Source organism: Paraburkholderia sp. EG286A (assembly GCF_040965375.1).
Taxonomy (GTDB): Bacteria; Pseudomonadota; Gammaproteobacteria; order Burkholderiales; family Burkholderiaceae; genus Paraburkholderia.
In genome coordinates this window covers 536,775-549,262 of the sequence record NZ_JBFRCB010000005.1, presented here as the reverse complement: position 1 = coordinate 549,262, position 12,488 = coordinate 536,775, and the positions used below count along the sequence as shown (strand labels likewise).

Below are 12,488 nucleotides of genomic sequence, written 5' to 3'. Positions count from 1 at the left end.
GAAGTGAAGATCAAACCATTTGCACTACTGATCGGTTCGGTGGTGGCGATCAACGCCAACGCTCAATCCGTTCAGATCTACGGTCTTATAGACTCGGGTGTCATGTACACGTCGAACGTCGGTGGCAAGAAATTGGTGTCCATCGACCCGGATACTCAAGCACCGGACCTGTTCGGTTTGGTGGGCGGTGAAGATCTTGGCGGCGGCACCAAGGCGATCTTCAAGCTGGAAGGCCAGTTCAACATGAACAACGGCGCCATGATCAACGGTCTGTTTGGCCATACGGCATACGTTGGCCTCAAGGACGAAAAGTGGGGGACGCTGACCGCCGGTAACCAAATCGACTTTATGTTCGATTCGCTGGTTGCACAGCGCTGGGGTCCCGCATTCCCCGTTGTCAATGCAATGAACCTGCGCCAAAGCTCGTTCCAGGGCCTCAATAGCCCGCGCGGCGGTCCCGGCAACGGCTCGTTCGACTTCGACCGTCTCCTGGGATCGGCAATCCCGAACGCCATCAAGTACACGAGCCCGACGTATAACGGCTTCTCTTTCGGTGGTCTGTACAGCTTCGGCGGCGTCGCAGGCAACTTCGGTTCGAACTCGGCACAGAGCTTCGGTGTGAACTACCGCAATGGTGGCTTCTCGCTGAATGGCGCATACACGTATATCAAGTATCCCTCGCTGAACGACGGTAATGACGGTATTCGCAACTTCGGCGTTGGCGCTTCGTACATCCTGGGCGCTGCTGAATTCGCTGCGCTGTATACGAATACGGCGAATACGCAAAATAGCGCACGCATCGACGTCTACGAAGGGGATTTGACGTATGAACTGTCCACTCCGCTGCACGCTCACTTCTCGTACCAGTACCAAAAGGGCAACGACGTGCTGAACGAGCAGCACGTGAATCAGGAAACGCTTTCGCTGGTCTATCTGCTGTCGAAGCGCACGAGCCTGTATTCCACGCTGGCGTTCCAGCAATCGTCCGGTGGGCCGGCATGGATCCTGATGGCTGCAGGTCCGGCTTCGGGCGGCCGTCAAACTACATTCAGCCTCGGTCTGATTCATTCTTTCTGATCCAGAGCGGACACATAGAGACGGTTCCTGACGCACTGTGCGTCAGGAACATTTTAAGGAGACACGAATGGGCAATGAAGGCCGATACATGCGCGCTGCGCGCCTCCACGACAACACGTCGGGCAAGTTCAGCATCGATACGATTCCGTATCCGACGCTCAAGCGCCCGACCGACGTCGTCGTCAAGCTAAAAGCTTCCGGCATCGTTCCGAATCTGGGCAATGTGATCACCAACTACCGTTCGGAAAAGCCGTATCTGGCGCATGCGGCACTGCCCGCCATCTACGGCCTGGACGCAGCCGGTGTCGTGGCTGAAGTCGGTCCGGCGGTGACGGGCCTCAAGGTCGGCGACCGCGTGTACATCAATCCGGGCCGTTCGTGCGGTTCGTGCCACGCCTGCCGCGTAGGCGAGCCCATCAACTGCGAAGCCTACGCATTCCAGGGCTACTTCGGCTTCGGACCGAAATCGCAGTTCCTGTATGAAGAGTACCCGTACGGTGGCCTCAGCGAATACGCTACGGCGCCCGCAGAAGGACTGGTGAAACTCGGCGACAAGGTTTCGTTCGAAATCGGCGCGCGCATGGGCTATCTCGGCACGGCCTATTCGGGTCTGCGCAAGGCACAAGTCGCCGCCGGCAAGTCGGTGATGATCATCGGCGGAACGGGCACGCTGGGCCTGTGCGCCACGCTGATCGCACGTGCCATGGGCGCGACGAAGATCCTGGTCGTGGCTCGCAACGAGCAGACGCTGGCCCAGGTCAAGGCAATCGACCCGGCCCGTATTCTGACGTACTCGGTCGCCAACGGTTCGTCGGGCCTGGCTGCATGGGCCAAAGAGCAGACGGACGGCGTGGGCGTCGATTCGGTGGTGGACGCTATCGCTCCGGGTCCGAACATGCAAGTCACCAAAGATGCATTCGGTGCTCTGCGTCGCGGCGGCAAGCTCGTGGAGATCGGTGCCCAGATCAACGAAGTGCCGGTAAACATGCACGAAATGATGTGTTCGGCGTTGTCGGTGATCGGCTCACTCTGGTTCACGGTCGGCGAAGGCCAGGATCTGGTCGCGATGATCGAAGCAGGGACGCTCGATGTGTCGTCTTTCAAGAACCACACCTACACGCTCGATCAAGCAAATGAAGCGCTGGAAGACGCAGCAAAGCGCGTCACGGGCTTCGTCAACGTCGTAGTGATTCAAGACTAGGAGATAGACGAAATGGTACGTCGCGTTGTGACCGGCCAAATCAATGGCAAGTCCGTTATCTTGAGCGATTCCGAAGAACCGGGCCATGCGTTCGCAGCCGTTTCCGGTTTCAGGACCACGCAGATTTGGGCAACGAGTCCCGAAACCGTGCTTCCGCATTCGGCAGGGGACCCCGTTGCCGCCGCAGCCACAGTGATGCCAGCGCTGAACGGAACGCGTCTGATGATCGTGCAGTTCCCGCCTGACGCCGTGATGGCTGATCCCGCGTTCGATGGCGCTGCCGCCGGCGCCGAGTATGCGGCGATCCTGCCGGGTCTGGCTGAATGCTTCGAACCCGATGGCTCGGGCTTTCATATCACCGACTCGGTTGACTACGACATCGTCCTCAGCGGCGAACTCTGTCTGGAACTCGATGACGGGGAAACGCGTGTTCTGAAAACCGGCGATATCGTGGTTCAGAACGGTACGCGTCATGCATGGCGTAACAAGAGCAATGCACCTGCCGTGATGGCTTCGATTCTGATTGGAGCCGTGCGGAAGGCCTGACCAGGTGCCGAAGTGGGGGAATGAAAAATGAACGCTCAACAGACTAGTCACAATGACCATCACGCACACCATGCACAGCGAAAGACCAAACGCGTCGAAAGGCTGGAATGGAGCGATGCTTTGCTACTCGGGCATGGCCCTATGGATGATGAACATCGTGAGTTTGTTCAGGTTGTCACTGCATTGCGCAATAGTACGGCGCACACCGCTTTGGCTGCTCTCGATGCAGTGGAGAAACATTTGATTGCCCACTTCGATCTTGAACATGCGTGGATGGACAAAACGGGCTTTCCCGACGTCTATTCCAGGTGCCATCGAGATCAACACGACGAAGTGCTTGCTTCAGTGTTTCAGGTGCACCAACTGGCAGCTATCGGTCAGATTAGGCTGGGCGCCGTGCATAGGCTCGCACAATCGCTGATGGATTGGTTTCCGGGCCACGCGGACTATATGGACTCGTCCTTGTCCGCGTGGATCAACGGTAAAACGCACGGCGGCCAGGCTGTGGTATTGCGGCGCAATCTGGTGCACGAGGAGCGGGTGCCTGACGAATCACAGGCAGAGGCCGCGTAATTCGCTGTGACAAAACGGAGACAAAGATGTTGATGAAAGGGAAGACTGGTCTGGTGACCGGCGGCGGTTCCGGAATGGGCAGGGCGGCAGCACTGGAACTCGCCAGGGAAGGGGCCGCGGTTGTTCTCGCCGGTCGTGACGAAGACAAGCTGGTTTCCGTCCAGAAAGAAATCGAAGCCCTGGATGGTCAGGCGGCAGTCTTCCGGGCGGACGTTTCGAAGCGAGAAGACAATCGAGTGCTGGTTGAATTCGTGGAAAAGACGTTCGGTCGCCTCGATTTCGCATTCAACAACGCCGGCGGGCACGGGGACTTCAAACCCATTCACGAAACGCCAATCGATGAGGCGGAATGGGTGATCGATCTGAACTTCAAGGGCGTCTATTACGGTGTCAAGTACCAGGTCGAAGCGATGCTGCGTTCTGGTGGGGGCGCCATCGTCAACAACGCTTCGATCTTTGGATTGCGCGGTATGGATGGCATTGCGCACTATGTGGCGGCCAAACACGCGGTGGTGGGACTGACACGTGCAGTCGCCAAGGAATACGCGGTTCGGAACATTCGCGTGAATGCAGTGTGTCCGGGAGCCACCGAGACGCCGAACTACATGCGCAGCACCGGCGGCGATGTCCATCTGCTGGATGCAATGATTCCGATGCATCGAATCGGTCAGCCGGACGAGGTTGCGAGTGCTGTGATATGGCTACTGTCGGATCAATCTCGATACGTGACGGGAACGACCCTGAGCGTCGACGGCGGCATGACGATCTGACGTTGCAGGACCGGGTTTTGTAGACGGCGAAAATACGCTTGTGTCTATTGTATTAATCGGGGAATTGACCTTTGAAGAGCCTCACGATCAAGGCGCGACTGATCGCCGTCATGACTGCATTGAGTGTGCTGCTGCTAGCCGGGGGCCTGATGGGGCTCTGGAGCATAAGTAGAGTCAACGATTCGCTACACGAAGTCTACGAGGCGAGACTGGTTTCCATTCAACGTATCGATTTAATGAACACAGCGCTGAATCGTCTGCGATTCACCATTGCGTCCTCGGCGCTGGATACGAAGCAAGCGTATATCGATGCGAAGCTTCAGAGCTTCAAGAGCGATATGAAGAGCGGGGATCAAGCTTGGGCGGATTACACGAAGAACCTGACTCCTGAAGAAAAAGAGGAGACTGACGCTTTCGTGCCGGTATTCGGCAAGTTCGTTGTCGGAGTAGTGCAGCCGGCTATGGCAGCTATGGCAGCCCACGACATATCAGCGATTGACGATATCTCACGAGGGCCGTTGGAAGCCCTTTATGAGCCAGTGCAGGATGGACTGGACCGGTTGGTGCATCTGGAGGGCGAACTGGCTAAACGCGAGTACGAGCGCTCGCAGCAAAACTACCAGATCGTGCGAGTCCTCTGTATTGTCGGCGTGCTTGCCGGTGGGCTGATGGCATTCGGATTTTCCGCCTGGATGATTCGTGCGATTTCCACTCCGCTCAATACGGCGGTGCAGGTTGCGCAGAACGTGAAGAACGGGAATCTGACCCAACGAATCGACACGCATTCTACGGATGAGACGGGACGAGTTCTGGGCGCCCTGGCCGACATGAGCCAGAGCCTGAGTCGCATCGTGAGCGACGTGCGAAATTCTTCGAACTCGATCAGGAACGCATCGGTTCAAATTGCGCAGGGCAATCAGGAGTTGAGTTCCCGTACCGAGTCGCAGGCAGCTTCGCTGGAAGAAACGGCCGCATCGATTGAACAATTGAGTTCGACGGTGCGCCTCAATGCCGAAAACGCGATCCAGGCCGATACGTTGGCCCGCAGCGCCTCTGAAGTTGCGGCCCGTGGCGGCCAGGCTGTGACCCGTGTTGTCGAGACCATGCAGGACATCAATCGCAGCGCTAATTCGATTTCAGACATCATCGGGACGATCGAAGGCATCGCCTTCCAGACCAATATCCTGGCACTGAATGCTGCGGTCGAGGCTGCACGAGCTGGCGAAGAAGGTCGTGGATTTGCCGTGGTTGCGGGTGAGGTTCGTTCGCTGGCTCAACGTTCGGCGGGTGCTGCAAAGGAGATCAAAGACCTGATCGATGATTCGGTTGGCAAAGTCGGTGCCGGTACGCGGCTGGTTGACGAAGCAGGGACAACCATGAAGGAGGTGGTGCAAAGCATCACCCGGGTAGCGGACATCATGGGGGAAATCAGTTCTGCGAGTCAGGAGCAGGCTCAAGGCATCGAGCAGATCAGCCAGGCCGTGACCCAGATGGATCAGCAGGTGCAGAGTAACGCGGCAATGGTTGAACAGGCTTCGGCCGCGGCGCAACAACTGCGAGACGAATCGGCTCAACTTTCACGGACAGTAGCCATTTTCAACGTTTGAGAACAAATATGAGCTTGCTTTTCAATGAAGTGCAGACCAGCCATGAGGTAGCGGTCGAGGTCGACGGCACCAGGTACAAGGTGCATTACAACGACATCGGGGACAGCGAGGATCCCGTGGTGGTCATGCTCCACGGTTCGGGCCCCGGCGCCACCGGCTGGGCCAACTACTATCGAAACATTGACGCGTTTGCTGATGCGGGATACCGCCTGCTACTGATCAATATGCCGGGCTTCGGCAAGAGCGATCCGGTCGTCATCGACCGAGGCTCCCGCTCCGAATTCAACGGTCAGGTCGTTCGCGCGGTTCTGGATCAGATTCAGGTCGATAAGGTCAGCGTGGTCGGCAATTCGATGGGTGCCCACTCGGCGACGGCGTTTGCCTTGAAGAACCCGGAGCGGGTCAACCGTCTGGTTTATATGGGCGGCGGTACCGCCGGGCCCTCGATGTTCGTTCCGCAGCCGGCTGAAGGGATCAAGCTCCTGAACTTCGTGTACAGGGAGCCCACGCTCGAAAATGTCAAGCGCATGATGAATGTGTTTGTCTACGATGCCTCGGCCCTGACCGACGATCTGCTGCAACAGAGGGTGGACAACATGCAGGCCAGCAAGCACCACCTGGATAACTGGGTGAAGAGCATGGCCGCGAACCCGAAGCAATTCTCGGACTATCAAACGCAACTCCATGAGATCAAGGCGCCTGCACTGATCGTCTGGGGGCGGGAAGATCGCTTCCTTCCCTACGACATGGGTCTTCGTCTGATGGCGGGTCTCCCCAATGCCGAATTCCATATGTTCAACCGCTGTGGTCACTGGGTGCAGTGGGAACACGTGGACAAGTTCAATCGCATGGTGCTGGACTTCCTGTCCAACTAAGCGCCGCTTGTGTGGAGGCCATCGCGCGGCGATCCGCTTCGGTCTCGGCCAACCGGGGCAACCGGCCGATCGCCCCGTTGTCGTGCCAGAAGTCTTGCCGAAACGGCTTCATGCCGAAGCCGTTACGCCCGCACGAAGGCAAGTAAATCCGCGTTGAGCACCTCCGCATTGACCGTCAGCATGCCGTGCGGAAAAGACGGGTACGTTTTCAGTGTTCCGTTCTTTAACAGCTTGATCGACTTCAGTGCCGCGTCGGCGATCGGTACGATCTGGTCGTCCTCCCCATGCAGTACCAGTGTCGGAACAGTAATCGCCCGAAGATCTTCGGTCTGGTCGGTTTCCGAGAAGGCCTTGATGCCCTCATAATGCGCCTTCGCACTTCCCATCATCGACTGGCGCCACCAGTTGTCGATCACGCCTTGATAGACCTTTGTGCCGGGTCGATTGAAGCCATAGAAGGGGCCGGCCGCGACATCGAGGAAGAACTGCGCCCGATTGTCGGCAAGCGCTTTTCGAAAACCGTCGAATACGTCGGTCGAAAGGCCTTCTGGATTGGCTTCAGTCTTGAGCATGAGCGGAGGCACGGCACTGACGAGGATGGCTTTGGCTACGCGTCCAGCGGGCTGCCCGTGTTTCGCCACGTAACGCGTTGCCTCGCCGCCGCCCGTCGAGTGGCCGATATGCACCGCGTTATGCAGATCGAGTGCTTCGACAACCGCGAAGGCATCGGCAGCGTAGTGGTCCATGTCATGCCCGTCCGAGACCTGCGACGAACGACCATGACCGCGGCGATCATGCGCTATTACGCGGTAGCCCTTCGCAAGGAAGAACAGCATCTGCGCATCCCAGTCGTCGGAAGACAACGGCCAACCGTGATGGAAGACGATGGGCTGGGCGTCTTTTGGACCCCAATCCTTGTAGAAGATGTCGACGTTATCCGTCGTCCTGACGTACGGCATGGTTACACTCCTTTGACGTGATCCGGGCGATAGCGGTCGTCATGATCCGGCGCCCGACCGGCAGAAATCACCTTTCGGCGAAAAAGCGCAAAGCGTGAATGAAACAAATCGATGAGAAGGCAGACGTCGTGAGAAAAGGCGTATCGTCTGAAACAGAGTAGCAGTCCGGCAAGCGATTCAAGCCATTCGGACTGTTGCTACGGGGGCAACACGGTGAGCCATTCGAGGGCGCTACCGCTCGTTCTGCGATGCACCTACGATTTGCTCCACCGATCGTCCGCAAGTCGCTCGGTCTGAAGATAAACGCCGCGGCCCGGCACTCACGAAGCGCTGCCGTCCGCGATTATCCGCAATCGTATTGCGGTGACGATTGCCGTTTCCCGCGCGATTGCTGCGTTCATGGCAATATTCGATTCTCGGTAACCCGCTCGCCCGGCGAGGGTTTTCATTCAGGGAATCGTTTCTATGGACGACGACGCGTGCGTCTTTAATGGTCTGCGCCCGCGATTGCAAAAAATCGCGTATCGAATGCTCGGCTCGGTGGCCGAGGCCGAAGACATCGTGCAGGACGTCTGGCTGCGCTGGCACGCGGCCGACCGGGCAACGATCGAGAACGGCGAAGCGTGGCTGGTCGCGGTCACGACTCGCATGTCGATCGACCGGCTGCGTGCCGCAAAAGTTCAGCGCGAATACTACACGGGCATATGGTTGCCGGAACCGGAGATGACTGACTCCCCGACCACGCCGGAGCAGGCGAGGGAGCGTGCCGATGAAGTATCGGTGGCGTTTCTGCTGCTGCTCGAGCGGCTCACTCCCGAGGCGCGCGCGGCGTTCCTGTTGCGCGAGGTGTTCGACGCCGACTACGTGGAAGTGGCGCAGGCCATCGGGAAGAGCGAGGCGGCGTGCCGTCAGCTCGTGAGCCGCGCAAAAGCGCAATTGCGCGACGAGCGGCCGCGTTATGCGGTCTCGCGCGAAACGCATCGGCGGCTGCTGGAGGGGTTCGCGCAGGCAATCGAATGCGGCGACTTCCACTCGATCAATGCGCTGCTCTCCGAGGACGCCATGCTGATTGGCGATGGCGGCGGCAAGGTGACGAGCTTCCCGAAGCCGATGGTGGGCGGCAGACGCATCGCGCAACTCTTCTACGCATCGCATCTGCGTTTTCGCAGCGCCATGCAGTTCAAGCTCGTACTGCTCAATGACCAATGGGCGCTGCTGCGCTATTTCGAGGGCCAGCTCGAATCGGCCCAGTCGTTCGAGACGGACGGCGATCGCATCGTTCGCATACATGTGCAGCGCAACCCCGAAAAGCTGGCGCGCATCGCGGCTGTACACGGTAAGGTCTGATTCCCTGCATCGCGCACGCCTGAGAAGTGGCCCATCGATAAAAACTTCCGGCGTTGCGTCACAAAGGAGCGCATTGGCACGTCTAGTCATCAGGGACACTACGACTCTCACTTCCATGACAGACTATCCATCGCGCCCTTCGAGCGGCGCCGACGATCCGCTGGCGAGCAGCTTCGCTACCAGTTATGCCGGCGTCGTATCGTTTCTCGCGGTCGCGAACGAAGGCAGCTTCGCGCGTGCAGGCGACCGCCTGGGCATTGGTCGCTCCTCCGTGAGCCGCAACGTTCAGAAGCTCGAAGCCCAGCTGGACGCGCGCCTTTTCCAGCGCACGACGCGCAGCACCTCGTTGACGCGCGAAGGCGAGCTTTTCTACGAGAACTGTCAGCCAGGCCTTGCGCGCATCGCGCAGGCGCTCGAAGACATGCGGGAGTTGCGCAACGGACCGCCGCGCGGCCATTTGCGCATCGCCTCGACGCCGGGTTTCGGACGCAAGGTCGTGGCGCCGCTATTGCGAGGTTTCCATAAAGGGTATCCCGACATATCGCTCGAACTGCTGCTGAACGACCGGCCGGCCGATTTCACCTCGGATCGCGTCGACGTGTCGTTTCGCGACGGACGCATGGAGGACAGCGGCATCGTCGCGCGCCGGTTGATTCCCATGCAGATGATCGTTTGCGCGGCGCCTGCCTATGCGCGCATGTATGGTTTGCCGCGTCACGTCGCAGAACTGGGCGTTCATCGCTGCATCAATCTGCGCACGGCAACGGGACGCGTGACGGAGTGGGAATTCAAGGTGGATGGCCTCGCTCAACGATGCCAGCCCGTCGCGCTTCACACGTTCAACGACCCCGATCTGGCCTTGGAGGCGGTACTCGACGGCCTGGGACTGGCGCAACTGCCCGCGTACCAGGTGTGTGAACTATTGCGTGACGAGCGGCTCGTTAGCTGCCTCGGCCAGCATGCTCCTGACGACGGCGGACACTACCTCTGCTATCTCAGCCGCAAGCTGCTTCCGGCGCGCATTCGCGTGTTCGTCGATTACATGACGGAACACACGCGTCTGCTCGACCTCGAGTGTACGATGCCGGTCGCCATGGCCCGGACAGTCGAGCCGCAGCCGGCATGATGGTGGCAGGGACGATTTCGACGCATGAAACGGAACGCTTCACGCCGTACACGAAGATGGCGCGACAGGGTATCGAGAACGTCGTGGCGCTCGCGGCGCCAGGAGAGGCTGACTGAGCCCTCAGGCTGCGCGTTCCGGTGCTACATCGCGATCTTCCCCTGCGTGGACTCCTCTGTCTGTTCGCCCAGCATCGATCGAAGATCGCGCTCGATCTGCGCGCACAACGTCGAGATCGGCACGTCGTTCGCGCTGCCTTCGAATGGATTTTCCGTGCTGTCGCCCACCTGGTCGAGCGAGGTGTACATCCACGATACCGCGACGCTGCACGGCACGACGAGCCATATCATGTTGCCGTGCATAAAGCCGCTCACGCTCGCGTTGAGCTTGTCGAATTCGCTTAACAAGCCAAACGGAAAGAGCAGGCAGAAGAAGCGGACGAACAATGCGCTCACGGTCGAGTATTGACGAGGATACGGAAAGTTCTTCAACTGCTCCGCCTTTGCCTGCAGCGTAACGAAGTCGCCCAGGGTGCGTTGAAGTTCCAGATAGAACGACAGATTCAGTTTTCCGGCCGTATGGAGCTTTTGCAGGAGCGCGCTTTGGGTGTTCAGAAACGCGGCCGCCACATTTGGGGAAGCGAGCGCGCGCGCGGTTTCTGGAGCAGACAAATAGGAGCCCAGCGCGTCGTCGAGACTTCTTTCCCATTCCGGTACTGTGTAGTAGCGACGGAATTCAGCGTTGAATGCCTTGCTCATGCTTTCCCATACGCGTGGGCGGCGCAGCGCGTAACGCAGCGCGGTCAGCCAGGCGAGATGGCGGTCGATCAACTCGCGGCTGATGCTTTCGTCGTTCGGAAAATCGCGGGCAAGCTGCCCCCAGCGCCGGCTTGCGCTAACGATGCCGCTCCAGATTTCCTGCGCATCCATCGCCCGGTTGTAGGTCTGAACGTTCTTGAAGCCGACGATGAACGATGTGGCGGTGCCAAGCAGAACGACGATCGTGAGTGGCACCGATAGCCACGTCATGCTGAAAAACCTGAACAGGATGACGGGCAGCGTGCCCCAGATCGCGAGCGCATAGATTTGCCTGCGGGTCCAGAACAGGAATTCGGACAACTTATAGGACTTGCCGAGATGCATGTCGTATTCGCCTCGCGACGCGGTGAATGATTCGCTGCGCGGATGAACCGCATGACGCCGGTCCCCCGCCTTGATTAGACGTTCGACACGCGTGACGTGTGACATCGAAACCGCAATTGTCCTTGGCATGAGCGCGTGCTCAAGCGCGCAAATCCGATTGGTGCGGAAAAGACAACACGATGGAGCCGTGCATGCGGCTACCGCGAGGCACCGCACGAGCCTACGATTGACTTACGCGACGACCCTCGTTCGAGGCCGCAGGCAGTCGCGCTTCGACACTCATCTACGCAAGGAGAAATGCATGACGCAGCGTATCAACTACATCCAGCAGTCGCCGGAACTCTTCAAGAAGTTCATGGATTTCAGCAATCAACTGAAGGAGAGCGTGATCGAGGAGACGATTCGCGACCTCGTTTCGATCCGCGCCTCGCAGATCAACGGCTGTGGATTCTGCGTGGATATGCATGTGAAGGAAGCGCGCATGCACGGCGAGCGCGAACTGCGCATTCATCATCTGACGATCTGGCGCGACTCCACGCTGTTCGCGCCTCGTGAGCGCGCTGCTCTCGCATGGACCGAAGCGCTGACGAAGCTCGACGCGCACGGCGTCGCCGACGATATTTACGAGCGCGTGCGCACGCAGTTCTCGGAGAAGGAACTCTCGGACCTGACCTACGACGTGATGGCCATCAACGGCTGGAACCGCGCGAATATCGCGTTCACCACCGTACCAGGTTCGGCGGACAAGGCGTTCGGCCTCGACAAGGCCAATCTGGCCTGATTGCCCGCACTTTTGCACTTCGCCGCCGGCCCGCTTATGCGGGCCGCTTGACTGGAGGCTCATCATGTCCGGTTTCAAACATGCCGCTATCGCCGCGCTCCTCGCCACGCAGGCGTTGGTGTGCTGCGCGCAGGCCGCGCCGCCCGAAGCTATCGTCACGCCGCTCATGACCAGGGCGCTCGACGACTATCCGGGCAAGGAAGCGCTGATGATCAGCGTGGAGTATCCGCCGGGTGCGGTGGACCCCGTGCATCGGCACAACGCGCACGGCTTCATCTACGTGCTGGAAGGTTCGATCGTCATGCAGGTGAGGGGCGGCGAGCAGGTTACGCTTTCGCCCGGGCAGACGTTCTATGAAGGTCCGAACGACGTCCACACAGTCGGGCGCAACGCGAGCCAGACAAAGCCCGCGAAGTTCATCGTGCTGTTGCTGAAGGAGAAGGGCGCGCCGGTTCTCGTGCCCGCGAAATGAGCGGCGCTTTCGTCG

General features: G+C 59.1%; 14 protein-coding genes. 11 read left to right on the top strand and 3 right to left on the bottom strand.

Annotated features, from left to right (window positions below; all coding sequences use genetic code 11):
• Window positions 1-3: 3 nt before the first annotated feature.
• The 7 genes from AB4Y35_RS25625 (at window position 4) to AB4Y35_RS25595 (ending at window position 6,649) form a co-directional block, all read left to right on the top strand.
• Window positions 4-1,077: a porin gene (locus tag AB4Y35_RS25625; RefSeq protein ID WP_368688956.1), complete on the top strand. Its 1,074-nt coding sequence runs from the start codon at window positions 4-6 to the stop codon at window positions 1,075-1,077.
• Between the two features lie 67 nt (window positions 1,078-1,144).
• A complete protein-coding gene (locus AB4Y35_RS25620; RefSeq protein ID WP_368706521.1) occupies window positions 1,145-2,278 on the top strand; it encodes a zinc-binding dehydrogenase in 1,134 nt (377 codons plus the stop codon).
• 12 nt (window positions 2,279-2,290) lie between these two features.
• On the top strand, window positions 2,291-2,824 hold the full coding sequence (locus AB4Y35_RS25615; RefSeq protein ID WP_368706520.1) for a cupin domain-containing protein: 534 nt from the start codon (window positions 2,291-2,293) through the stop codon (window positions 2,822-2,824).
• A 27-nt stretch (window positions 2,825-2,851) separates the two neighbouring features.
• A complete protein-coding gene (locus tag AB4Y35_RS25610; RefSeq protein ID WP_368706519.1) occupies window positions 2,852-3,397 on the top strand; it encodes a hemerythrin domain-containing protein in 546 nt (181 codons plus the stop codon).
• A 26-nt stretch (window positions 3,398-3,423) separates the two neighbouring features.
• Window positions 3,424-4,167: an SDR family NAD(P)-dependent oxidoreductase gene (locus AB4Y35_RS25605; protein ID WP_342924299.1), complete on the top strand. Its 744-nt coding sequence runs from the start codon at window positions 3,424-3,426 to the stop codon at window positions 4,165-4,167.
• 71 nt (window positions 4,168-4,238) lie between these two features.
• On the top strand, window positions 4,239-5,774 hold the full coding sequence (locus AB4Y35_RS25600; RefSeq protein ID WP_368706518.1) for a methyl-accepting chemotaxis protein: 1,536 nt from the start codon (window positions 4,239-4,241) through the stop codon (window positions 5,772-5,774).
• An 8-nt stretch (window positions 5,775-5,782) separates the two neighbouring features.
• Window positions 5,783-6,649: an alpha/beta fold hydrolase gene (locus AB4Y35_RS25595; protein ID WP_368706517.1), complete on the top strand. Its 867-nt coding sequence runs from the start codon at window positions 5,783-5,785 to the stop codon at window positions 6,647-6,649.
• A gap of 122 nt (window positions 6,650-6,771) precedes the next feature.
• On the opposite strand, the gene AB4Y35_RS25590 is transcribed toward AB4Y35_RS25595, so the two are convergent.
• The gene (locus tag AB4Y35_RS25590; RefSeq protein WP_368706516.1) at window positions 6,772-7,608 is read right to left on the bottom strand and encodes an alpha/beta fold hydrolase; all 837 of its coding nucleotides are present in this window, start codon (window positions 7,606-7,608) and stop codon (window positions 6,772-6,774) included.
• 320 nt (window positions 7,609-7,928) lie between these two features.
• The gene (locus AB4Y35_RS25585; protein ID WP_368706515.1) at window positions 7,929-8,057 is read right to left on the bottom strand and encodes a hypothetical protein; all 129 of its coding nucleotides are present in this window, start codon (window positions 8,055-8,057) and stop codon (window positions 7,929-7,931) included.
• 16 nt (window positions 8,058-8,073) lie between these two features.
• On the opposite strand from AB4Y35_RS25585, the gene AB4Y35_RS25580 reads away from it, so the two are divergent.
• Window positions 8,074-8,955, top strand: coding sequence for an RNA polymerase sigma-70 factor (locus AB4Y35_RS25580; protein WP_368706514.1), 882 nt, complete (start codon window positions 8,074-8,076; stop codon window positions 8,953-8,955).
• Window positions 8,956-9,070: 115 nt separating this feature from the next.
• Window positions 9,071-10,081 (top strand): LysR substrate-binding domain-containing protein, encoded by a 1,011-nt coding sequence (locus AB4Y35_RS25575; protein ID WP_368706513.1) that lies wholly within the window; start codon window positions 9,071-9,073, stop codon window positions 10,079-10,081.
• Between the two features lie 140 nt (window positions 10,082-10,221).
• Here the strand turns inward: AB4Y35_RS25575 and AB4Y35_RS25570 are convergent, their stop codons facing one another.
• The gene (locus AB4Y35_RS25570) at window positions 10,222-11,220 is read right to left on the bottom strand and encodes a bestrophin family protein (protein ID WP_368706512.1); all 999 of its coding nucleotides are present in this window, start codon (window positions 11,218-11,220) and stop codon (window positions 10,222-10,224) included.
• Window positions 11,221-11,521: 301 nt separating this feature from the next.
• Between AB4Y35_RS25570 and AB4Y35_RS25565 the strand changes: the two genes are divergently transcribed.
• Together AB4Y35_RS25565 and AB4Y35_RS25560 are read left to right on the top strand one after the other, a co-directional pair.
• The gene (locus AB4Y35_RS25565; protein ID WP_368706511.1) at window positions 11,522-12,001 is read left to right on the top strand and encodes a carboxymuconolactone decarboxylase family protein; all 480 of its coding nucleotides are present in this window, start codon (window positions 11,522-11,524) and stop codon (window positions 11,999-12,001) included.
• Window positions 12,002-12,065: 64 nt separating this feature from the next.
• Complete coding sequence (locus AB4Y35_RS25560) at window positions 12,066-12,473, top strand: cupin domain-containing protein (RefSeq protein WP_368706510.1); 408 nt, start codon at window positions 12,066-12,068, stop codon at window positions 12,471-12,473.
• Window positions 12,474-12,488 lie beyond the last annotated feature (15 nt).